This is a genomic window from Pseudomonas sp. TE21435 (genome assembly GCF_056279265.1).
This window is the reverse complement of record NZ_JBWBQZ010000001.1, coordinates 447,868-469,304: the sequence shown is the minus strand read 5'-3', so window position 1 is coordinate 469,304 and position 21,437 is coordinate 447,868. Positions and strand designations below refer to the sequence as shown.

Genomic DNA, 21,437 nt, shown 5'->3' with positions numbered 1-21,437 from the left:
TGCTTGTGGGCTGCTTGCACTGTATTCGGAAAACGCGCCAAAAGAGCGACCAACCTTTCTGCAAACCAGCAACCACAAGGCTTCTAGCCCGACCGCCGCAACGGCGGACGGCTTTTGCGCAGAGGGAGGCTCCCCCCGATGACCAGGCATCCAGGTACCCGCTCAGAGCTGGCCGAGGCAGTGTTTCATTTGCGACGCAGCTTCTATGCCCTGGCGGTGTTCAGTGGGGTGATAAACGTCATGATGTTGACACCTGCGGTGTACATGCTGCAGGTGTACGACCGCGCGTTGGTCAGCCGCAACCTCACCACCCTGGGCATGCTGACGGTGCTGGTGACGGGCCTGTTCCTGCTGATGACCGCTCTGGAGCTGCTGCGCAGCCGAGTACTGGTGCGGGTTGGCAATCGCCTGGACATGGCGCTGAACCGGCGCCTGTTCAGTGCCGCCTTCGAGCGCAACCTCAGCCGTGCCGGCGGCAGCCCCGGCCAGGCCCTGCAGGACCTGGCACAGGTGCGCCAGTTCCTCACCGGCAATGGCCTGTTCGCCTTCTTCGACGCGCCCTGGACACCGATCTACCTGCTGGTCGCCTACCTGATCCACCCATTGCTGGGGCTGGTCACGCTGGTCGGCTCGCTGATCCTCGCGGCCCTGGCCTGGCTCACCGAGAAAGCTACCAAGCAACCGCTGTCCGAGGCCAACCACGCCGCCCTCGCCTGCGCCCACTACGCCAACAACAACCTGCGCAATGCCGAAGTGATCGAGGCCATGGGCATGCTGCCGTCGATCAGCCAGCGCTGGTTCCAGAGCCACCTGCGCATCCTGCAGATGCAGACCCTGGCCTCCGACCGCGCCGCCGTCATCGGCAGCATCGGGCGCTTCGTGCGCATCACCTTGCAGTCGTTGATCCTCGGCACCGGCGCCCTGCTGGCCATCGAAGGCAAGATCACCCCCGGCATGATGATCGCCTGCTCGATCCTCACCGGCCGTGCGCTGGGCCCGGTGGAACAGGTGATCGCCGCGTGGAAACCGCTGCTCGGTTGCCGTCTGGCCTGGAGCCGCCTCAACGGCCTGCTGCAAGACTACCCGCAGCGCCCGCCGAGCATGTCGCTGCAACGGCCCGTGGGCATGCTTGCCGTGGAGAACGTCTACGCCGGGGCGCCCGGTACCAGCAACACCATCCTGCGCGGGGTCAGCCTGAGCCTGTTGCCGGGCGAAAGCCTCGGCGTCATCGGCCCCTCGGCGTCCGGCAAGTCGACCCTGGCCCGGCTGCTGGTCGGGGTATGGCCAGCCCAGGCCGGCAAGGTGCGCCTGGACGGCGCCGACATCTTCACCTGGAACAAACGCGAACTGGGCCCCTGGCTCGGCTACCTGCCCCAGGACGTGGAGCTGTTCGAAGGCAGCATCGCCGACAACATCGCCCGCTTTGGCGAGGTGGACAGCGACGCGGTCATCCGCGCCGCCAGGAGCGCCGGCGTGCACGACATGATCCTGCGCTTTGCGCAGGGCTACGACACCCGCCTGGACAGCGACGGCAGCCCGCTGTCCGGTGGCCAGAAGCAGCGCATCGCCCTGGCCCGTGCCTTGTACGGCGAACCCAACCTGATCGTGCTGGATGAACCGAACGCCAACCTCGACGACGTCGGCGAAAAAGCCCTGGTCGACGCCCTGGCCGAGCTCAAGGGCCGCGGCGCCACCGTGGTGCTGATCTCGCACCGCCCCAACGTGCTCTGCGCCGTCGACAAGGTACTGATGCTGCGCGATGGCGGCGTGCAGATGTTCGGCAGCCGCGACGAAGTGTTCGCCGCCCTGCGCACGGCCAGCGTCATCCCCGCTGGCACCGCGACCCCACTGGCCGCCGTCAAGGCAAGGGAGTGACCGATCATGTCCACCACCGCGCATACCGAACTGCTTGCCGCCAACACCGAGCTGCTCGACCTGGACGTTGGCAAACCCGTGCGCTGGGGCCTGTGGCTGGTGCTCGCCGGCTTCGGCGGCTTTCTCCTGTGGGCCTGGCTGGCGCCGCTGGACGCCGGCGTGGTCGCCACCGGCACGGTCAAGGTCACCAGCAACCGCAAGGCCGTGCAGCACCTGAGCGGCGGCACCGTGGAGGCGATTCTCGTGCACGAAGGCGAGCGGGTCGGCAAAGGCCAGCCGCTGGTACGTCTGGATGCCCTGCATGCGCAGGCCGAACAAGGCGCGGTCAGCGCCCAGTACATCGTCAGCAAGACCGTGGAAAACCGCCTGGAGGCCGAGCGGGACGGGCGCGACACGGTCATCTTCGCCCCCGAACTGCTCAGGCAATACGCAGGTGACCCGCGCCTGCTTTCAGCCATGGACCTGCAACAGCACCTGCTCGATACGCGCCGCGCGGGGCTCGCCGGAGAGATCAGCATCCTCGAAGAGAACCTCGCCGCCTCGGCGGCGCAGCTCAAGGGCCTGCAGCAGGTGTACGACGCACGCGCCTCGCAGATCGGCTTCCTCGGCCAGGAGCTGCAAGGCACTCGCATGCTCGCGGCCGAAGGTTACGTGCCGCGCAACCGCCTGCTCGAGCTCGAGCGCAGCAACGCAGAGCTCTCCGCCGGGCAAGCGGAGAACCTCAACAACATTGCCCGTGTGCGCAGCCAGGTCACCGAGCTCAAGTTGCGCGTGCTGCAACGTCGCCACGACTACCTCAAGGAAGTGCAGTCGCAGTTGACCGACACCGCCAAGGAGAGCACCACCCTGGCCGACCGCCTGCGCGCCCTGGACGACGAGGTGACTCACACAGTCATCCGCGCGCCCATCGACGGTATGGTCCAGGCCCTGGGCATCGCCACCGTTGGCGGGGTGGTGCAGCCCGGCGCGCGGATCATGGAGGTGGTCCCGCTCGACGAGCCGCTGCAGGTCGACGCGATGATCCCGGTGCAGGCTATCGACAAGATGACGCCGGGGCTGGCCGTGGACATCGCCTTCCCCGCTTTCAACCATGCCAGCACGCCGAACATCCCCGGGCGCGTGCTGACCGTCTCCGCCGACCGCCTGCTCGACGAGGAGAGCAAGCAGCCGTTCTACCTGGCCCAGGTGGAGGTCACGGCCGACGGCATGGACCTGCTCGGTAGCAACCATATCCGCCCGGGCATGCCGGCCACCGTCACCATCAAGACCGGCGAGCGCAACCTGCTCAGCTACCTGCTCAAGCCCCTGCTTGAACGCGTCGACGCTGCGTTCAAGGAGCAATGAGATGAATCGCCACTGCCTTGGCCTGTGCCTGCTGGCGCTGGCGTTGCCGGCCGCCGCCATGGACCTCAGGCAAGCTTGGGACCTGCTGCAGTACCAGGGTCCGATCTACCGCGCCGCGGTGCATGAACAGCAGGCCGGCCTGGAAAACCGCGCCCTCGGCCAGGCCGGCCTGCTGCCGCAGGTCAATGCCTCGGCCTACGCCAACCGCATCGACGGCAGCCAGCGTCAGCACGGCATCGACAATGACCTGGACTACGACGCCACCGGTGCCAACCTGCGCCTGCGCCAGCCGCTGTTCAACAAGCAGAAGATGGCCGAATACCGCCAGGGCCAGCAACGCGCCGACTACAGCGTGGCGGTGTTCGACGCCAAGAGCCAGGACGCCGCCGTGCGCCTGGCAGACAGCTACTTCGACGTGCTCCTGGCCAGCGAGACAATAACCCTGGCCCGGGCCAAGCTCGGCGCCTTCGAGGAGCAGCTCAGCTCGGCCAGGCGACGCATGCAGCTGGGTGCCGGCACCATCACCGACATCGACGAGTCCCTGGCCCGGCGCGACCTCGCCGAAGCCGAACTGATCGAGGCCCAGGACAACCTGGCCAATGCCAGCCGCAAACTGGCCGAATACATCGGCGAAACGCCCGCATCGCTGACCACCCTGCAAGCGGACTTCGCCACCCCGCCGCTGCTGCCGGACAACCTGCGCGACTGGCTGACCCGGGCCCAGGCCGACAGCCCCTTGATCCATGCGCGCCAGCACAGCTACGCGCTGGCTGAGGAAGAGGTCAAGCACGCCAAGGCTGGCCACTGGCCGACCCTGGACTTCGTTACCGGCTACACCGCCGGCAAGAGCCAGTCGATTTCCGAGCTCAACCAGCGTAACCACTACAGCTCGATCGGCCTGGAATTGAACATCCCGCTGTACAGCGGTGGCGGTGTCAGCGCACTGAGCCGCCAGGCCAGTGCCAACAGCGCCAAGGCCTTGGACGAACTGGACGCCACGCGCCAGGAGGTCATCACCGGCACCACCCGCGAGTTCCGCGGCGTACAGAGCGGCGCCCTGCGCGTGCACGCGCTGGAAAAGGCCGTGGCCTCAAACGAACGCTCGCTGCTGTCGGCACGCAAGGGTTTCAGTGCCGGCGGCACCAGCACCAATGCCGATGTGCTCAACGCCGAGGAGTTGCTGTTCGTGGCACGCCATGACCTGTTCGAGGCCAAGCTTCGCTACCTGATGTCGCGCCTGCGCCTGGCCTCGGCGGTGGGCAGCCTGGGGGACGACGACATCGACCAGATCAACCGGTACCTGGGGCCAGAGCTGTTGGTGAACAACTAGGTTGAGCTACAACCCCACGACATCCGCCCTCGGATTGGCGATACTACGCGGCCCTCATCCCTGAAAAGGACTTCGCTGATGAAGCGACTGCTTGCCCTCACCCTCCTCACCTTGGCCATCGCCGGCTGCGACAAGGCCGACCAGACCACCGCAGTGTCCGGCCAGTGCGCCAAGGACATCGACTGCAAGGGTGAGCGTATCTGTGACAGTGGCCAGTGCGTCAACCCGCAGCCTCAGGCCGCGCTACTGGCCAAGCCCGCCGTCACCGCGCCGCTGGCGCCGAGCATCGCCTATGAGCCGCTGCCGATCAGCGACGAAGGCGCCGGTCCGTTCACCGTCCAGAGCATGGAGCTGGGCACCGCGCTCAACTACCAGTCCCGGGCAGGGGTGATGAACGTCATGGAGTCCATCGTCGCCGACGCCGAAGGCACCGGCTACGTCGCCATAGAGAAGGCCTATGCCTTCGGCCCGAGCCGCTATGTGCTGGTGGTGTCCACGGGGGAAGGCGGCAATGCCTGCCCAGCGTCCACCTATGTCTTCAGCTTCGACACCAGCGGCGAGTACGTGGACGGCAAGACCGAGGTGGACGGTTGTTCGGAAATGGTCGAAAGCATGGCCGAGGGCAACAAGCTGACCATCAAGAAGGACGGCGCCGCGACCGTGGTGTACAACGGCCAGGTGAAGTGATCAAGGGCGGTCAGGTGGCCCGGCTCGCGCCAGCCGCAACGCACTGAAGTCGTTGATGATTCCGGCATGGACCCGGCAGAACTTTTTCCGTTTTGCCGGTCTATTGAGTGAGTGCGCCACGCAGTTGTCCTGGCAATCGCTGGCCACACGCTCAATTGCCCACAGAGGTTGTCTTCACTGATGAAAATCCCTGCCCCATGCATGCTGCTCGCTGGCCTGTTCGCGCTCGCGGCAGCCGGCTCGGCATCCGCCGCACCGATGAAGACGTCGACACCTCCCGCCCAGGTCCTCGACACGGCGAGCCACCACTCGCCGGAAAACCCCTGGCCAAGCCTGGCAACCGCACCAACGGCACCGCTACTAGCCCATGACGACCGCTACCGCCACGACGAGCGCTGGCATGATCACCGTGACGACTGGCGCCGGGAGCAGTGGCGCCGCGAACAATGGCGCCGGGAGCAGCACCGCCGGGCAATGGAGCGGCAACGCTACTGGGACCGCCACCATGATCGCGCCCAGCACCATCGCTATGACGACGACCGCCGCTACTATCGCCGTTGAGCAGCAGCCCTGTGTATTCAGCCCCGCGCTAAAGCTCCACTGGGGCTGGAGGCCATCGCGACGCTTCGCTAGAACATCTTGAAAAATCCTGCAGGCCCGACCGGTTGGTGGCAATCTATGGCGCGCAGCAAACCCTCTTCAGGATATTCAAGGGAGTCATGCACTCATGCCTGCAATGGATCGCATTTTTCATGACCTTCACCAGCAAGAGCTGTTGATGCTGGCCAATGTGGCGGACGCCGGCGGTGCACGCCTGGTCGGGAGCGTTCGAGTAGCCGCCTTCGATATCCACGGTTTCCTCCACGGTGCCATGCGCGGCCTGATCCAGCGCTTCCTGCAGAGCGGGCAGCTCGAGACCAGCGGGTTGAAGGCCCACAGCAATGCAGAACTCAACGCACTGATGGCACCTCCCCAACGGTAGGGAAAGCCTGTAAATGCTGAAAAGCACCTGACCCTCATGGGTTCGTGTGAGCTGGTCAAGGCCTTGCTCTACCTGGACGGTGGCGGATGTTCTAAACGGAAGAGCAAGCGCTCCACTACCGTGGGCTGTTCACCTTCGGTCCCCTGGACGAATAGCCGGAATCGCCCTAGCATCGGCGCCCCCACGGCTTCACTCACGGACGATCATGCCCCCCATCGCTCACCTGCTTGCCCTGTTCGCACTGTCCGCCCTGGTCAGCGCCTGCAGTATCAATGGCACCTACATCGACAGCACCCGCCCGGATGCCGCCAAGCTGCGTTACATCTCGGGCAATGGCAGCGCCACCCTCGACCTGTTCGACAGCGCGCGCTGTGAAGCCCGAACCACCGGCATGCTCAACAACCTGTTCGTGCCCGACTCGCGTCGGCGGGCCGACATGAGCGTGCCGCCACCGGCAAACAGCAACAGCTACTACGAGATCCGCCTCGAACCCGGCCAGCCGGTACATGTTCGCGCCAACACCCAGGGCGCCACTACGGTCTGCTCGGCCTCGTTCACCCTGACACCGCAGGCAGGCTCCGAATATGAACTGCGCTTCGACCAGTCACCTGGCTACTGCCAAGCGGCACTGGTGCGTCTGCAACGCGTCGAGGGCAAGGACCAGCGCCAGCCCTATCCGATGATCGACACCATCCCAAGCGCCTGCCGGGGTACCTCAGCGTTGTTCCCGAAACAACCCACACCGCTGCCCGATACCCCCCGGCGCACCGCGTTGATCGATAGCATCATCCACGACAGCGTCACCCCGGAGATGGAGCAACTGACCACGTTGCGCACTGCCGTCGCCATCACTCGTCAAACCTCTCCCGAAGCCCAGGTAGCGGCACGCAAGCGGGAACTGGGCCTCGATCTTCCAGAGGCCTACTGGCAGCAGTACCAGCAGAATCTGCAGAGGCTCGCCGAGGCGCTCGCCAACCTCAAGGCACGTACGCTGGAGCGCTACGACGCCGACAGCCGCGCCTACCTGCGTAGCGTGCGCGACGAGCAGTTGCAGGTCTGGGCCGGTGGCAACAACGACGTAGGCCTGCGCAGCAAGGCCCAGCGCATGCGCGACATGGCGTACTACTACAACTATGTCCTGCAGGAGACGGTCGCGCAGATCAGCCTCGAACACTTGCGCAGCATGGCTGAACTGGATCAACGCGAAGGGGTTTGCAAGCGCTTCGCCGGATGCTGGAGGCTGTAGGCAGTCACCCGAGCGCAAGTCTGTCCCATGCTAGTGATCGCCGCCCCCTTGAACCTCGGCCTCAGCTCCCTGAGGCCAGCCACCAACCCGCCGGCTCCATCAGCCTAGGCGCAGCCCGGCACTTGCCTGCGCAAAGGCCACGCCCTGCGCCCGGTCACTCTCGCCTTGGGGGACAGGGTACGCGCCGCCAGACTGCACCATGCAGGCTTTGCTTGCTCACAGGTAGTGTGCCCCGCCCCCGACCCTGTGTATGCTGCACGGGCGCGGCAAGCGGCCCACGGCGGCTTGCAGGACATCGCGCGGCCGCCCTGCGTGATCGGACCATGACCGGGCTACCCGTATCGGATACCCCCGCCCTATGCCCGTCGACCTGCAAGCGCTGTACCCCAGGCTGATCCACCTGATGCTGGACACCGTGTTCGTGGTCGACCAAGACGACACCATCGTGTTCGTGAGCGATGCCTGCGAGGCCTTGCTCGGCTACCGCGCCGACGAGCTGACCGGCACCCCGATCACCCGCTACATGCACCCGGATGATCTGGAGGCCACCCGCGCCTCGATCGTGCGGGTGATGAACGGCAACGCCCACTGTGACTTTCGCAACCGCTATGTGCGCAAGGATGGCGAGATCGTGCACATTCTCTGGGCGGCCTCCTGGTCCGATGAAGTCGGCGCGCGGATCGGCGTGGCCCGCAACATCACCGCCCTCACCCAGGCCGAGCAGGAACTGCGTTTCCTGGCCCATCACGACCCGCTGACCAAGCTGACCAACCGCTCGCTGTTCAACGACCGCCTCGCCACGGCCCTGCGCATGGCTCGCCAGCAGCAGCGGCGGCTCGCCTTGCTGTTTCTCGACGTCAATGATTTCAAGGGTATCAACGATGTGCATGGTCATGCTGCTGGCGACCGCGTGCTGTGCACCATCGCCCGCCGGCTGCAGGACAGCGTGCAGGCGGCGGACACCGTGGCGCGGATCGGCGGCGACGAGTTCATCGTGCTGCTGACTGACGTGCCCTCGGAGGATGACGTGTACGAGATGGTCGAGCAGATCGCCAGGGTCATGGAGCAACCGCTCGGCGCCGAATTCGGTGAGGTCAGGATGCCCTCCTGCAGCATTGGCGTGGCCTGCTACCCCAGCGATGGCGAGGATGCCGACACCTTGCTCAGCCATGCCGATGGCCAGATGTACCTCAAGAAACGGCGGCGCGTACGCGTGGGGTGAGCCGACCTCATCGCGGGGCAAGCCCGCTCCCACGCGTTCGGATAATGGTCCGAGCGATTGCTCAGCCCTGCCAGGCGTCCACCACCACCCGCGTGGCTGCCGCGATCGTCTCGCTGTTCCAGGGCGCATCCGCCTTGGCTCCACGGCTGAACACCACCAGGATCCACGGCGCCCGGCCTTTGGGCCAGATGACCGCGACATCGTTGGCCACACCGTAGTCACCCGACCCGGTCTTGTCGCCCACCACCCAATCCTTCGGCACGCCGGCGCGGATACGGGCATCGCCCGTGGTGTTGCCCTTGAGCCAATCCTGCAGCTGTTGACGCTCGGCAGCAGCCAGGCCGTCGCCCAGCAACAGGCGCTGCAGAGTCACGCCCATGGCCAGGGGCGTCGTAGTGTCACGCGGATCGCCTGGCAAGGCGGTATTGAGCGTCGGTTCGTTGCGGTCGAGGCGGAACGTCGGGTCACCCAGGCTGCGGGCAAACGCCGTAAGCCCCGGCGGGCCACCGACCAGCTCGAGCAACAGGTTGCCGGCGGTGTTGTCGCTGTACTGCACCGCGGCGGCGCAGAGCCCGGCGACGGTCATGCCGGCGCCCACGTGCTTTTCAGTGACCGGGGAATACACCACCAGCTGTTCGGCGCCGTAGGCGATGCGCCGCTTCAGCAAGCCCGGCTCGGCCTGGCTGCGGTGCAGGATGGCGCCGGCGAGGACGGCCTTGAAGGTGCTGCAGAACGCGAAGCGCTCCTCGGCGCGCCAGGCCAGTTGCTGGCCGCTGCCGGTGTCCAGGGCCCACAGGCCGATCGTGCTGCCGGTGGTGGCCTCCATTTGCTGCAATGGCTTGCGCAGCGGGTCATCCGCCCAGGTTGGCAGGGCCAGCAGGGCCGAGCAGCCGAGCGCGCCCTGGAGCACGCGACGGCGGCTGAGGGTGGGAGTCATGCGGGTATTCCTTACGCCAATGAGCAAAACGCGAAGGCTAGAACGTTTTAGCATGCACGCCAAGCAGAGGAAGCGGCCAGGCCTGCCTGCGCGGCGCATGGCACGCGCTTGTGCTGCGAGCGAGCCTGGCCAACTGTTTTTCGCGCCACCGCCCTGACTACCCTTGCGCTGACCGGCAAAAGGCAGGACAGTAACCGGGTATTCCCGCAAAGAAACGGAGATTCGCCTTGACTACCGATCGCCTGAGCCTGCTCCAGTTCGAGCACCTCAGCCTGAAACCCGCCGCCGCCAGCCAGTTCGCCCTCTCGTTGAAGGAGCTTGAACAGCTGACCCTCCCCGAGCGCTACGCCTTCCGCGCAGCCCACTACCTCGGCGACCTGGCCGAAGCGGAGAACAGCCAGCAGCTGGCGGTTGCCAAGGACCAGGGCATCGGCTTTACCCAGGGCCTGCTCACTGCCGCGGCAATCGAAGACGCACTGGCGAAAAGACTGATCGAGGTCTTCAATAACGCCAGCGAACGCGCCCACAAGCTGTTGCCTCAGTAATACCTTCAAGAGCCCGGCGCCATGCCGGGCTCTGCCCTGCCCCGATCTTGCACTAGTGTGGTGTTTTGCAAATACGACCAATAAATCGCGAGCGTTTTTTGCGCTCAGGCAAGGCGTCGCGACGAGTCGTAGCCCAGCTACGGCGAGGAGCGACAACGCCGCATGAGCGCAAAAAGCGCCGCGAGTTATGGTCGTTATTTGTGAAACACCACACTAGCGATCAACATCTGCCCCAGTAACTGACGTCACCGTGCAGAAAGAACGTCCTGTTTGGGCATGAGGAACCGGGCGAACAATTCCGATTGTGAACGGACATTCAACTTGGCATAGAGGTTACGCCGATGAACCTTGATGGTCTCCACCGAGAGCGCCAGCTTGCCGGCCACTTCCTTGTTGGAATAGCCACTGAGCAACAACCTGAGCACATCGCTTTCGCGCGAGGTGATCTGCGTGGCCAGCTGAGCAACCGTTTCAGGCCATGACAGTGGCTCGGCGAGGTGTTCGTTCGCGTCGACTTCAAAGGCCATGCGCTGGTGCATGAGCGCAGTTACCCAGGGCTTGATGATATCGAGCAGGGTAATTTGCTCCTGGCTGAAACGTACCTTGCTCCCGATGGACATGCACAATGTTCTATCGGGGTCGAGCTGGACATTGTATTGGACTTCATCCGCCGAAATATAATGAGCGAAATACTGCTGATAGTATTCAGTTTCGACGAAGTATTCCGGCGCTATGTCCAGCAGATGAAAGAAGCCACTCTGCGGGTTTTCCCGATTGGCGATATAAAACGGGTCCAGCAGGTAAAGCCCCTTCACATAGCGATGAATGAACGCATCGACCTCCTGCGCATCCGCCACCTCAGGAAGAGCCACCACGTCCACCTGCTGCTGGCTGAAGATCAACACCACCCAGTTGTCGATCTGCACGTACTCATTCAATACCCGCACCAACGAACTCCAGAACGCGGGGCGGTCCAGCTGCATGATCAGCTTGCCGATCGAACGGTGCCACGCCAGGCCATGAAGGTCGAACGGCATTTTCTACCCCTTTTGGGTTAGGAATCAGCAGGTCAGCGCTACGTAATCGGAGGTATTTACTATCCGGGCCTGCCCGGTATAGTCGCTGTCTGGGCTCAGGACGGGCCAGAAGATACATCGTTTCGATAAGGATGTTGCATGAGAACGTCACGTTTGCGAACCCTTTTTGCCGCCTCGCTGCTCGGTGCGGCAATCAGCACCTCGGTGGCCGCGGCCCAGCCCGGCATGCACCTGTACAACTGGTTCGGGCTGCTCGCGCCAGAGACCCCCAAGGCCTTCGAGCAGGCAACTGGCACGCGGATGCGCATGGATGCGTTCGACAGCGCCGACATCATGCAGAGCAAGGTAATGGCCGGGCGCACGGGGTATGACGTGGTCGTGGCCACCTCCAACGTATTGCCCAGCCTGATCCAGGCGGGCGTGCTGCAGCCCTTGGACCGTGAGCAACTGAGCAACCTGGCACATATCGACCCGGCGCTGCTGGCCCAGGTCGCGGTCAATGACCCTGGCAATCGTTACGCGGTGCCCTACCTGTGGGGCACCACCGGCATCGGCTATGACGTCGACAAAGTCAAAGCGGCATTGGGTGAACAGGCGCCGCGTGGACAGCTGGGACCTGATCTTCAAGGAAGAGAACATCAGCAAGCTGCAATCCTGCGGGGTGGCGATGCTGGATTCCCCGAGCGAGATCATCTCGATTGCCTTGCATTACCTGGGGCTGCCCAGCAACAGCAAGAACCCGGACGACTACCAGAAGGCCCAGGCGCTGCTGTTGAAGATACGCCCCTACGTCCTCTACTTCGATTCCTCGCGAATCGACACCGACCTGGCTGACGGTAATATCTGCGCGGTTGTCGGTTGGGCCAATGGTGCCCTTGCGGCACAGGCCCTGAACGAAAAGACCAACACCGGGCGCCGGATTTCCTACAGCCTGCCGCGCGAGGGCGCGCTGGTCTGGTCGGAGAACCTGGTACTGCTCAAAGACGCCCCTCACCCCAAGGAAGGCATGGCGTTCATCAACTACATGCTTCGGCCAGAAGTCATTGCCAAGACCTCGAACCACACGCTGTACCCCAACGCCAACAAAGACGCCACCGCGTTTGTCGAGCAGAAGCTGCGCGACAATCCCTGGATCTACCCGGACGCCACGACGATATCCACGCTGATCCCACTCGAGCCACTGCCGTTGAAACTGGAGCGGATCCGCACCCGGGTCTGGACCAAAGTGAAGAGCGGTGTTTGACCTGAGGTAATGGGGTGTCTGCTGCCCCCTGCCAGCCCTTGATCGTGTCCATTGGCGTGCAGCGCGCTGCGCGCCAATGCCTGTTGCTCAATTGAGTCCGACCTTGAAAAGAGAACAGTGGATGTTCAGCCCAGCCCAACAAACTCGATTCAGTTTGACGATCGACGGTATCGATCACGCTTTCCACGTGCTCGCATTCAATGGGGAGGAAGCGCTCGGCAGGCCGTACTACTTCAATGTGGAGCTTGTCGGCGAGCGGGCTGACATGGATCTCGAGTGCCTTTTCGACCGTGAGGCTTTCCTGTCCTTCGACAACAATGGCAACGGCATCCATGGCCGCGTCTACCACATCGCTCAAAGCGGTAATGCACAGTGCTCGAAGCACTACAGCATGACCCTGGTACCGCACCTCTCCTACTTGCGCCATCGCATCAACCAGAGAATCTATGAACAGTTCTCGGTACCGAATATCGTTGCCTTGATCCTGGAAGAGCACGGAATCGTCGGCGACGCTTATCGGTTTCATCTAGGCTCGACCTACCCCGAGCGCGACTACTGCACCCAGTACCACGAAACGGATTTGCACTTCATTCAGCGCCTGTGCGAGGAAGAAGGCATCCACTTCCATTTCCAGCACAGTGCCCAGGGCCATGTGCTGGTGTTCGGTGATGACCAGGCGGTGTTCCCCAGGTTGGGGCAACCTGCCGCCTGCAACCAGGACGGCGACAATCCGCTCGATTTTCGTGGCCTGGCAGATCATCAAGCTGAAGGGCACAGTGACCAGACCCATTTGGCCAGTGGCCATGTGCTGGACGTTTGCGGGCATCCGCGCCAGGCGTTGAACGCTCCGTGGCTCCTGACGCGGGTCATTCACCAGGGCAGGCAACCACGGATAGCCGGTGAGCGCGGCGCCACTGACCACATTGCTCGGGGATACCGCAACCACTTCATGGCTATTCCCTGGGAAGCGCCCTACCGCCTGCCTCTGACTCACCGCAAACCTGAGCTACCCGGCAACCAGACCGCTGTCGTCATCGCGGTGGAAGACGAGATGTCCCAGCGTGACCGGCGCCTGGCAAAGATACAGGTCAAGTTCCCCTGGGACCGCGAAGACTGGTTCGACGACAAGAGCAGTTGCTGGCTGAGCGCGTCCTCCAGTTGGAGCTGTGCGAGCACGCCACCGCACACGGGCATGGAAGTCATGGTCACCTTCGTGGAAAACGACCCCGATCAACCGCTGATCAGCGGTTGCCTGTGTTGCCGCTGACCGCACGCCTGCCCGAGCCAGCGACGATTGGTGTACCGTTGCCGCGCCGAACCGATGTTCAGCCCTTACCCTGATCGATGGAGCACGCTCGATGGCCAACGCGCCGTTCTTTCCCCTGCAGCCCCTGGCGGACGAACTGCTGCCCTGCCTGCCCGGCGCCTGTACCGACGGCTCCCACGACCTCGCCCATGTGCAGCGGGTGTGGAGTAACGTCCGGCGCATCCAGGCCAAGGAAGGTGGCGACCTTGAAGTGCTGCTCGCCGCCACCGTGCTGCACGACTGCGTGGCGGTGGAGAAGAACTCGCCTCTGCGTAGCCAGGCCTCGACGCTCTCGGCCAAGCGGGCCGCCGCGATCCTCACCGACAAGGGCTGGCCATCGGCACGCGTCGAGCAAGCGGCCCATGCGGTGCAGGCCCACAGTTACTCGGCGGGCATCGCGCCGCTGAGCCTGGAGGCGAGGATCCTCCAGGACAGCGACCGCCTCGATGCCCTCGGCGCGGTGGGCGTCGCCCGTTGTTTCTATGTCGCAGGGCGCATGGGCTCGTCACTGTACGACTTCGAGAATCCCACTGCCGAAGGGCGGGACCACCAGGACAACCGGTACGCCATCGAGCATTTCCACACCAAGCTGCTAAAGCTCGCCTCGGGGTTCCAGACCACCGAGGGGGCTCGCCTGGCGACGCTCCGGCATGAACGGCTGGCGTCGTTCCTGGACGACTTCATGGATGAGATCGGCGTCGCCTGAGCTCGTCTCAGGTCGCCGGCACCTGCAACCCGGTCTTCACATTGCTCATCGACACCAGCGTCTTGAAGCGCTTCACATTGTTGCTCTGGAAGAACAGCTCCCGCGTCAGCTGGGTGTACTGCGCCATGTCCCGCACCAGCAGGATCAGCACGAAGTCGCATGCCCCCGCCACGTGATAGCACTGCTGAACCTGCGGGCAGGCCATGAAGGTGCGCTGCATGGCGTCGAGCAGTGCGCGGTCGAAGGGGTCAAGGGTCATGGGAGTGGGCCCTGTCAGGCGTGTGTCAGCGCCACCGACGGCAACAATGGCCGCGCCCTGGCCGCCGCCGCGCAGAGCGTGGGTTGTCGCTGCGTCAGCGTCCTGCACGCCCACGTCAGCGTGGAGCGCGGTCACGGCAGCAGGCGTGGAATTGAGTATCCCAGGCATGCAAACGTCAGAACCATGAAGGCCGGCAGTCGTCTGGGGTTATCATGCCGACACGCTGAACCCGCCCCAGGACATGGAGTCGCCATGAACATCGAAAAACTGCAGAACCGCCTGGACTTCCTGCGCCAGGCCGAACAACTCAAGAGTGTGCTGCGCAGCGCCCATACCTCCACCGGCCGTGCCGAAAGCACCGCCGAGCACACCTGGCGGCTGTGCCTGATGGCCATCACCTTCGCCGACGAACTGGGCGACCTCGACCTGCTCAAGGTCCTGAAAATGTGCCTGGTCCACGACCTCGGCGAGGCCATCAGTGGCGACGTGCCCGCCGTCAGCAAGCAGGGCTTCCCCGACAAGAGCCAGCAGGAGCGCGACGACCTGCTGCAATTGATGGCGAGCCTGGATGCGCCCCTGCGCGAGGAGATCATGGGGCTGTGGGAAGACTACGAAGCCGCGACGTCCGCAGAGGCCCAGGCGGTCAAGGCCCTGGACAAGCTGGAGACCCTGTTGCAGCACAACCAGGGCCGCAATCCGCCGGGCTTCGACTATGCCTTCAACCTCAACTACGGCAAGCGCTACACTGCCGCCACACCGCTGTTCGAGGCCCTGCGCGACCTGATTGACGCCGACACGCGCAGGCACCTGGACAATGGCATCGCCCTGCGCGACGAGCGCCCCGAAGACATCGACGCCATCGGCCAATTGACCGAAGCCGCCTTCGCCGACGCCGAACACAGCAGCCACACCGAGCAGTTCATCGTCACGGCGCTGCGTCGGGCGGGGCAGCTGACGGTTTCGCTGGTGGCCGTGGAGGCCGGCGCTGTCGTCGGCCATGTGGCGATTTCCCCGGTCACCCTGGCGTCGGGCGCCAGCGGCTGGTTCGGCCTCGGGCCGGTTTCGGTGTCGCCGGCACGCCAGGGGCAAGGCATCGGCTCGGCGCTGATCAATGCCGCGCTGGCCCGGTTGCATGGGTTGGCCGGCCAGGGCTGCGTGGTGCTGGGCGACCCGCGCTACTATGCCCGCTTCGGCTTCAAGGCCCAGCCGGGCCTGACCTTGCCGGGCGTGCCTGCCGAGTACTTCCAGGCCCTGGCCTTCACTGGGGACGTACCGCAAGGCGACGTGCAATACCACGCCGCGTTCGAGGCAACCTCCAACGCGTAAAACGCGGTCACTGCAGGCGCGGGGCAAGCCTGCGCCTGCAGGTCACGCATCATCACAGGAATCAACGCCGGCAGATGTGCTCCGCAGCCAGCGACCATCGTCTACCTGAACGTTTTCGACCGCGTCTTTCCTCCGCACCAGGTTTTCCGATGCAAGCACTCCTGCAAGAGATCCTCGACCACGTCCGCCCCCTGCTCGTCCAGGGCCAGGTGGCGCAGTACATTCCCGCCCTCGCCCAGGTCGACCCCAACCAGCTGGGCATCGCCGTGCAGAGCCTGGACGGCCAGTTGCACTGCGCCGGGGATGCGCGCACGGCGTTCTCGATCCAGAGCATCTCCAAGGTGTTCAGCCTGGTGCAAGCGATCAACCACAGCGGCGAAGACATCTGGTCGCGGCTGGGCTACGAGCCTTCGGGGCAGGCGTTCAACTCGCTGGTGCAGCTGGAGGTGGAAAAGGGCCGGCCGCGCAACCCGTTCATCAATGCCGGGGCGCTGGTGATCTGCGACATCAACCAGTCGCGCTATGCCACCCCCACCCTGTCGATGCGCGACTTCGTCCGCCGCCTGGCGGCCAATCCGCGTATCGTCAGCGACACGGTGGTGGCCGAGTCGGAGTACCAGCACCGCGCACGCAATGCGGCCATGGCCTACCTGATGCAGGCCTTCGGCAACTTCCACAATGATGTCGACGCGGTGCTGCGCAGCTACTTCCACCACTGCGCGCTGTCGATGAGCTGCGCCGACGTCGCCCGTGGCTTCGCCTTCCTGGCCAACAGCGGCTACTGCCCGCACAGCGGCGAACAAGTGCTCAGCCCGCGCCAGGCGCAGCAAGTGAATGCGATCATGGCCACCAGCGGGCTGTATGACGAGGCCGGCAATTTCGCCTACCGCGTCGGGCTGCCGGGCAAGAGCGGCGTGGGCGGCGGCATCGTCGCGGTGGTGCCGGGGCGCTACAGCATCTGCGTGTGGTCGCCGGCGCTGAACGCCTCGGGCAACTCGCTGGCGGGGTTGCGGGTTCTGGAGCTGTTGAGCGAACGGATTACCGGGTCGGTGTTTTCGGCGGTCTGAACGTTCGCGGGGCAAGCCCGCGCCTACAGGGATAGCAATCGCCTGTAGGCGCGGGCTTGCCCCGCGATGGGCCGCAGAGCGGCCCCGTCAGCCTTTGTTGGTCAGATCATCAAGCTGCCCCTCGACCGTCACCGGCCCGACCTTCAGCTTGCCGTCATCCAGCGACACGCTGGGCAGGCCGGCTTCAGGCAGCTTGGGCAGGTCGAGGGTGGCCTTGACCTGGTAACCGAGTGGTTTCACCTCGGCCCCGACCGTGTTCCCGCCCTGCTCCACGCCCTTGACCTGCAGCCCCAGCTCGCGCTGCGCCGTGATCTGCGACGTTTCCTGGACCCCGGCCTTGCGCACGAACTCGCCCTGGGCATTGAACGACGGCGTGTAGCCGAAGGCGGGCTTGGCTTCGCCGTCCTTGGCCTCGCCTGGTTTGCCGACAAGGCCGGCGCCCAGGTCGAGACGTACCGAGGTGGTGGTGTCCTGACGCTCCTGGATACTGAGCCCGCCGTCGAGCTTGCCGCCGATGTGCTGGCCTTCGACACGGGCGCCGCTCAGTTGCGCCGCGCCCGTGCTGTTCAACGCCACCGTGTCGGCGGCGATCCGGCTGTTCTGCTGGGTGGTGCCCTGCAGATGATCCACGTGCACCTTGCCGCCGAGGTCGAAGTCTTGGGACGCAGTGGCCTGCTTGCCGGCGTCGACCGGGGATATTGCGGCTCAGGTTGCCGCCGGCCTTCAGCTCGACGCCCCAGTTGTTGCGGCTCTGGGTGGACTGCGCCGACTCCAGCGCCAGGCCACCCTCGCCTGCGCCGACGTTGACGCCCGCAGCAGCGACCTGCGTGCCCTGCAGATGCACCGACTGGCCGGCCAGGTCCACATTGGCGCGGCTGTTCAGCTGGCCGCCGCTCAGGGTCTGCGAGCGTTCGTTGGTCTGGCCCACATTGAAGTTGCCGCCCAGCTTGCCGCTCAGGTCGCGGCCCTGCTCACCGGTGGCTACCTTGCCGCCGAGGTTGAGACCGCCGCCCAGGTGGCTGCCGCTGACAGTCCGGGTGTCGCTGGCGGCCTGCAGGTCAAGAGCGCCACCGGCCTTGAGTTCGACCGGGCCCGTCGCGTCGATGCGCGTACCTTGCAAGGTCTGGTCGCCACCGCTGCCCAACCGCACCGGGCCGCTGCCGCTGATGCTCGCCACCTGGGCCTTGCTGTCGGCACTGTGTTCGCCGGCATGGTCGAGTTGCAACCCGGCGCCCAGGTCGACCTTGTCACCCACCGGCAAGGTGCCCACGGTCAGCGAAGCGCTGCCACCGAGGCTGCGGGTGTCGCGACGCTCATGGTTGCTGGCCTGCTCCAGGGCCAGCTTGCCGCCAGTGTTGACGGCCACCGCGCCCTGGCCACCGTCGAGGCGGCTGCCTTCGAAGCGGGCATCGCCGCCGACCTGGATGTTAAGGCCCTGATTGCCACTGAAGGTGCCGACCACGGCAGTGGAACGGTCTTCGGCCAGGCTCTTGCTTCCCCCCGAACCACTGGCGGTCACATTCAGGTCCTCGCCGGTCTTGGTGTAGACCCGGGCGGATACATCGGCATTCACCTGCTGCTCGCTGCGGCTGTGGGTGTTGCTGGCGGCCTCGGCCTGCAACGCGCCGGCCTTGACGTTCAGCGCGCCGCCGTTGGCGTTGTACTGGGTGCCCTGGTCCTTCAGCGCACCAGCCACATCCAGCTGGACGCCCTGGCCGTTGAACTGGCTGACCACCGCGGTGCCGGTCTGCTCACCCTGCTGCTGGCTGGCATGGCCCACGGCCAGGTCGACGCCCAGGTTCGGCGTGCCGAGCTTGCCCAGGGCGTCGGTCAGCGAGGTCTTGCCGGCAAGCACGTCCTTGACATCGCCCAGCGGCAGCTTGCCGTCGAGCGCGTCCTTCACCGACACCTTGCCGTCCACCACATCCTTGACCACCCCGGCGATCGGCCGGGCGATGTCCTTGTATTCGACATTGACGCCGACATCCGCCGTCCAGTTGCTCTGCTGGTGGCTGCTGCTGGTGGTGTCGCGAGCCGCGCGGTTGTCCACCTGGTTGGCGCTGACGCTCAGGGTGCCGGCGCTGTTGACCTGGGCGCCTTCGCTGGCCAGGGTGTCGGCCTTGATGGTCAAGCTGCCGGCGCTGTCGATGCCGGTGGTCTTGGCAGTGCTGCTGCTTGCGGTGTCCTGCTGGGTGCCATGGGCGAAGTCGACCCCGGCGCCGGCACGGTCGAGGCCGGCGGTGAGGTAGACGCCACCCCCGGTGTGGCTGCTGTCGCGGGACTCGCTGCGGCTGTCCTGCTCGGCCAGCAACGACACCTGCTTGCCGGCCAGGGTGGTGTCGCCTGCCGTGGACTTCACCGCTGCGCCCTTGACGGTCAGGTCAGCGCCGGCGGTCAGCTGAACCTCGCTGCCGCTGAGGCTGGAACCCTGCTGGCTGACCTGGCTGCCAGTGGCGCTCTGGCGATCGCTCGCATAGCCGACGCCGGCGCGATACTGCCCCGAGCCCGGCGCGGTCTCCTTGGCCGAGGCCACGAAACCACGGCTGCTGCTGGCGCTGCCGTGCTCGCGGGTGTCCTGGGCCGAGGCGACCTTCAGGTTGCCCGCCGCGTCGGCGTTCAACGCGCCGGTGGCCTTGACCGTGGAGCCGACCACCTCGATGCCTTCGGCGCTGTTCAGGCCAACGCTGCCACCGGCCCACCAGCTCGCTGCGCACGGCGGTGCTTTCCCGGCTGTTCTGCTTGGCTTCGTTGTGGCTGACGCCGAAGAACTTGCTCTGCTGGTTCTGGCTGTCGCGCTGGTCGGTGCGCGAGGCGTTGCTGATCTGCACCTGCTTGCCGGCAATGCGGATGTCCTGGCCGCTGGTCAGCTGGGCACCTTCGGCCAGCACCGAAGCCTTGGCCCGCAGTTCGATATTGCCGCCCTTGAGCTGGCTGGTGACGCTGCGCTGGGTTTCGCTGCGATTGTCCCAGTCGGCCTTCCAGAAGCCCTTGGTGTGCTTGCCCTGGTCGCTGTTGACCTGGCGTTCGGTGGCAGCGGTCAGGCGCAGGTCGCCCCCGCTGTTCAGGCTCAGTTGGCCGGGCGCCTCGATGCTGGCGGCATTGACGGTGACATCCTGGCCGGCGTTCGCCCGAGCATCACGCTGGGCCACGACCTGCACCCCATGCTCGCGGGTATCGCTGTCGGTCTGGGTGCGCTGGTAGGTTTCCCAATCGATGCCCAGTGCACCGCTGCGCCAGCTCTCGCGTTTTTCCTGGAGCTTGCGGCTTTGCACGGTGCTCAGGGTGAGGTTGCGCCCGGCGTCGAGCTTGACGTCGCGCCCGGCCACGTCGGCGGCGGCCAGGGTCAGGTCCTGGGCACCATGCAGTTGCACATCGCCCTGGCTGCTGCGCACGCCCGCACGGGTCGCTTGCAGCGAGTCGGCCACGGCGGCGCCGCTGATGTTCAGGTTACCCGCCGAGTCGATGCGCACGCCGTCGCGGCCTTCGATCTGCCCTGGCCCGACCCGCACCCCGGCACCCTGCGCGGTGCTGACGATATTGATGCGCCCGGCCTGCATTGCGCCGAACAGGCTGGCGTCGATACGCTGCTCGCCGCTGGCCGCGCCGCCGTCGAGCACCTTGACCTGGCCGCTGGCGTAATCCACCTGGTTGCGGCCCACGGTGAGGTTGAGCTGGTCCCGGGCATCCAGTCGGCCCTGGCTGTCGATGCGCGGGGCGATCAGGTTGACCGAACCGCCGTCGTTGCGCAGGCCGGCGCCCTGCACCTGCAACTGGCCGTTGGCGTCCTGGGTGCCCAGGGCCTTGAGCCGGCCCGCGTCCAGCTCGGGTCGGCCCACCACCAGGCTGGCATTGGGCGCGTTGATGAAGCTGGCACCATTGACCGAGATGCCGTTGGGGTTGGCCAGCACGTAGTCGGCGGCACGGCCGAAGATTTCCTGGGCGCCATTGATGGCGGAGGCATTGCGGCTGACCACTTCATTGAGGATCACGCTCGCCGCCTGGCCCTGGAACTGCGGGTTGGCCGCCAGCTCGCCGGCCAGCTGCGAGTGCCCGGCCTGCAGGGCGTTGTTCAGTACCAGACCCTGGCGGTCGACGTTGTAGTCGAGGAACTGGTTATGCGACAGGCCCGCGCCGTTGGGGGCGACGATATTGACGATGGGCACGCCGCCCTGGGTCTGCAGTTGCGCCGTGCCCCCGGGCCCGGGGGCGACCACCACACCGCCGGCCAGCGCCTGGGGCAGGCTGGTGGCCAGCAGCAGGCTGGCGATCGCCCAGCGCAGCTTGCCTTGCGGGGACAAATTGAAGGTAAAGGGGGTCTTGGGCAT

15 protein-coding genes and 5 pseudogenes are annotated in these 21,437 nt (G+C 65.4%); 15 read left to right on the top strand and 5 right to left on the bottom strand.

The features are described from left to right. The first annotated feature begins 138 nt into the window (after positions 1–138). The 8 genes and pseudogenes from ACZ9C1_RS02135 to ACZ9C1_RS02100 all read left to right on the top strand — a co-directional run bounded on the left by ACZ9C1_RS02135 (position 139) and on the right by ACZ9C1_RS02100 (position 8,686). Positions 139–1,875, top strand: coding sequence for a type I secretion system permease/ATPase (locus tag ACZ9C1_RS02135; protein ID WP_258598518.1), 1,737 nt, complete (start codon positions 139–141; stop codon positions 1,873–1,875). Positions 1,876–1,881: 6 nt separating this feature from the next. After that, the gene (locus tag ACZ9C1_RS02130) at positions 1,882–3,219 is read left to right on the top strand and encodes an HlyD family type I secretion periplasmic adaptor subunit (protein WP_476253489.1); all 1,338 of its coding nucleotides are present in this window, start codon (positions 1,882–1,884) and stop codon (positions 3,217–3,219) included. A 1-nt stretch (position 3,220) separates the two neighbouring features. Beyond that, complete coding sequence (locus ACZ9C1_RS02125; protein WP_277503395.1) at positions 3,221–4,549, top strand: TolC family outer membrane protein; 1,329 nt, start codon at positions 3,221–3,223, stop codon at positions 4,547–4,549. A 78-nt stretch (positions 4,550–4,627) separates the two neighbouring features. Continuing rightward, entirely contained in the window at positions 4,628–5,236 is a 609-nt protein-coding gene (locus tag ACZ9C1_RS02120) for a hypothetical protein (RefSeq protein WP_102683350.1), read from the top strand. A 180-nt stretch (positions 5,237–5,416) separates the two neighbouring features. After that, a complete protein-coding gene (locus ACZ9C1_RS02115) occupies positions 5,417–5,797 on the top strand; it encodes a hypothetical protein (protein ID WP_457377881.1) in 381 nt (126 codons plus the stop codon). Positions 5,798–5,963: 166 nt separating this feature from the next. Beyond that, positions 5,964–6,056, top strand: a pseudogene (locus ACZ9C1_RS02110) (isocitrate lyase/PEP mutase family protein); the annotation flags it as partial. Between the two features lie 367 nt (positions 6,057–6,423). Beyond that, a complete protein-coding gene (locus ACZ9C1_RS02105; protein ID WP_111532975.1) occupies positions 6,424–7,464 on the top strand; it encodes a hypothetical protein in 1,041 nt (346 codons plus the stop codon). Between the two features lie 358 nt (positions 7,465–7,822). Then, positions 7,823–8,686: a sensor domain-containing diguanylate cyclase gene (locus tag ACZ9C1_RS02100; protein WP_110698535.1), complete on the top strand. Its 864-nt coding sequence runs from the start codon at positions 7,823–7,825 to the stop codon at positions 8,684–8,686. Between the two features lie 61 nt (positions 8,687–8,747). Here ACZ9C1_RS02100 and bla read toward each other — a convergent pair whose 3' ends face one another. Continuing rightward, positions 8,748–9,623, bottom strand: a complete 876-nt coding sequence (gene bla / locus ACZ9C1_RS02095) for a class A beta-lactamase (protein ID WP_457377883.1) — start codon at positions 9,621–9,623, stop codon at positions 8,748–8,750. A gap of 227 nt (positions 9,624–9,850) precedes the next feature. Here bla and ACZ9C1_RS02090 point away from each other — a divergent pair, with 227 nt between their 5' ends. Further along, entirely contained in the window at positions 9,851–10,168 is a 318-nt protein-coding gene (locus tag ACZ9C1_RS02090; RefSeq protein ID WP_046856247.1) for a hypothetical protein, read from the top strand. A 245-nt stretch (positions 10,169–10,413) separates the two neighbouring features. On the opposite strand, the gene ACZ9C1_RS02085 is transcribed toward ACZ9C1_RS02090, so the two are convergent. Further along, on the bottom strand, positions 10,414–11,205 hold the full coding sequence (locus tag ACZ9C1_RS02085; RefSeq protein WP_102683356.1) for a response regulator transcription factor: 792 nt from the start codon (positions 11,203–11,205) through the stop codon (positions 10,414–10,416). Positions 11,206–11,343: 138 nt separating this feature from the next. Between ACZ9C1_RS02085 and ACZ9C1_RS02080 the strand changes: the two are divergent. The 3 genes and pseudogenes from ACZ9C1_RS02080 to ACZ9C1_RS02070 all read left to right on the top strand — a co-directional run bounded on the left by ACZ9C1_RS02080 (position 11,344) and on the right by ACZ9C1_RS02070 (position 14,460). Further along, positions 11,344–12,448, top strand: a pseudogene (locus tag ACZ9C1_RS02080) (polyamine ABC transporter substrate-binding protein). 121 nt (positions 12,449–12,569) lie between these two features. Beyond that, positions 12,570–13,715, top strand: coding sequence for a type VI secretion system tip protein TssI/VgrG (gene tssI, locus ACZ9C1_RS02075; RefSeq protein WP_476253488.1), 1,146 nt, complete (start codon positions 12,570–12,572; stop codon positions 13,713–13,715). A 91-nt stretch (positions 13,716–13,806) separates the two neighbouring features. Further along, on the top strand, positions 13,807–14,460 hold the full coding sequence (locus ACZ9C1_RS02070) for an HD domain-containing protein (RefSeq protein WP_139672032.1): 654 nt from the start codon (positions 13,807–13,809) through the stop codon (positions 14,458–14,460). A 7-nt stretch (positions 14,461–14,467) separates the two neighbouring features. Here ACZ9C1_RS02070 and ACZ9C1_RS02065 read toward each other — a convergent pair. Further along, a pseudogene (locus tag ACZ9C1_RS02065) lies at positions 14,468–14,689 on the bottom strand (Lrp/AsnC ligand binding domain-containing protein); the annotation flags it as partial. A gap of 282 nt (positions 14,690–14,971) precedes the next feature. On the opposite strand from ACZ9C1_RS02065, the pseudogene ACZ9C1_RS02060 reads away from it, so the two are divergent. The 3 genes and pseudogenes from ACZ9C1_RS02060 to glsB all read left to right on the top strand — a co-directional run. After that, a pseudogene (locus ACZ9C1_RS02060) lies at positions 14,972–15,529 on the top strand (HD domain-containing protein); the annotation flags it as partial. A gap of 9 nt (positions 15,530–15,538) precedes the next feature. Then, complete coding sequence (locus ACZ9C1_RS02055; protein ID WP_277505584.1) at positions 15,539–16,045, top strand: GNAT family N-acetyltransferase; 507 nt, start codon at positions 15,539–15,541, stop codon at positions 16,043–16,045. Between the two features lie 149 nt (positions 16,046–16,194). Then, positions 16,195–17,112: a glutaminase B gene (gene glsB, locus ACZ9C1_RS02050; RefSeq protein WP_476253487.1), complete on the top strand. Its 918-nt coding sequence runs from the start codon at positions 16,195–16,197 to the stop codon at positions 17,110–17,112. An 87-nt stretch (positions 17,113–17,199) separates the two neighbouring features. Here the strand turns inward: glsB and ACZ9C1_RS02045 are convergent, their stop codons facing one another. Together ACZ9C1_RS02045 and ACZ9C1_RS02040 are read right to left on the bottom strand one after the other, a co-directional pair. After that, complete coding sequence (locus tag ACZ9C1_RS02045) at positions 17,200–17,352, bottom strand: hypothetical protein (RefSeq protein ID WP_476254599.1); 153 nt, start codon at positions 17,350–17,352, stop codon at positions 17,200–17,202. Positions 17,353–17,376: 24 nt separating this feature from the next. After that, positions 17,377–21,437 (bottom strand): annotated as a pseudogene (locus ACZ9C1_RS02040) (hemagglutinin repeat-containing protein); the annotation flags it as partial.

Bases quoted from the DNA above. Each gene is read 5' to 3' on its own strand.
- ACZ9C1_RS02135 (WP_258598518.1), top strand. From the start codon at position 139: ATGACCAGGCATCCAGGTACCCGCTCAGAGCTGGCCGAGGCAGTGTTT.
- ACZ9C1_RS02130 (WP_476253489.1), top strand. From the start codon at position 1,882: ATGTCCACCACCGCGCATACCGAACTGCTTGCCGCCAACACCGAGCTG.
- ACZ9C1_RS02125 (WP_277503395.1), top strand. From the start codon at position 3,221: ATGAATCGCCACTGCCTTGGCCTGTGCCTGCTGGCGCTGGCGTTGCCG.
- ACZ9C1_RS02120 (WP_102683350.1), top strand. From the start codon at position 4,628: ATGAAGCGACTGCTTGCCCTCACCCTCCTCACCTTGGCCATCGCCGGC.
- ACZ9C1_RS02115 (WP_457377881.1), top strand. From the start codon at position 5,417: ATGAAAATCCCTGCCCCATGCATGCTGCTCGCTGGCCTGTTCGCGCTC.
- ACZ9C1_RS02105 (WP_111532975.1), top strand. From the start codon at position 6,424: ATGCCCCCCATCGCTCACCTGCTTGCCCTGTTCGCACTGTCCGCCCTG.
- ACZ9C1_RS02100 (WP_110698535.1), top strand. From the start codon at position 7,823: ATGCCCGTCGACCTGCAAGCGCTGTACCCCAGGCTGATCCACCTGATG.
- bla (WP_457377883.1), bottom strand. From the start codon at position 9,623: ATGACTCCCACCCTCAGCCGCCGTCGCGTGCTCCAGGGCGCGCTCGGC.
- ACZ9C1_RS02085 (WP_102683356.1), bottom strand. From the start codon at position 11,205: ATGCCGTTCGACCTTCATGGCCTGGCGTGGCACCGTTCGATCGGCAAG.
- tssI (WP_476253488.1), top strand. From the start codon at position 12,570: ATGTTCAGCCCAGCCCAACAAACTCGATTCAGTTTGACGATCGACGGT.
- ACZ9C1_RS02070 (WP_139672032.1), top strand. From the start codon at position 13,807: ATGGCCAACGCGCCGTTCTTTCCCCTGCAGCCCCTGGCGGACGAACTG.
- glsB (WP_476253487.1), top strand. From the start codon at position 16,195: ATGCAAGCACTCCTGCAAGAGATCCTCGACCACGTCCGCCCCCTGCTC.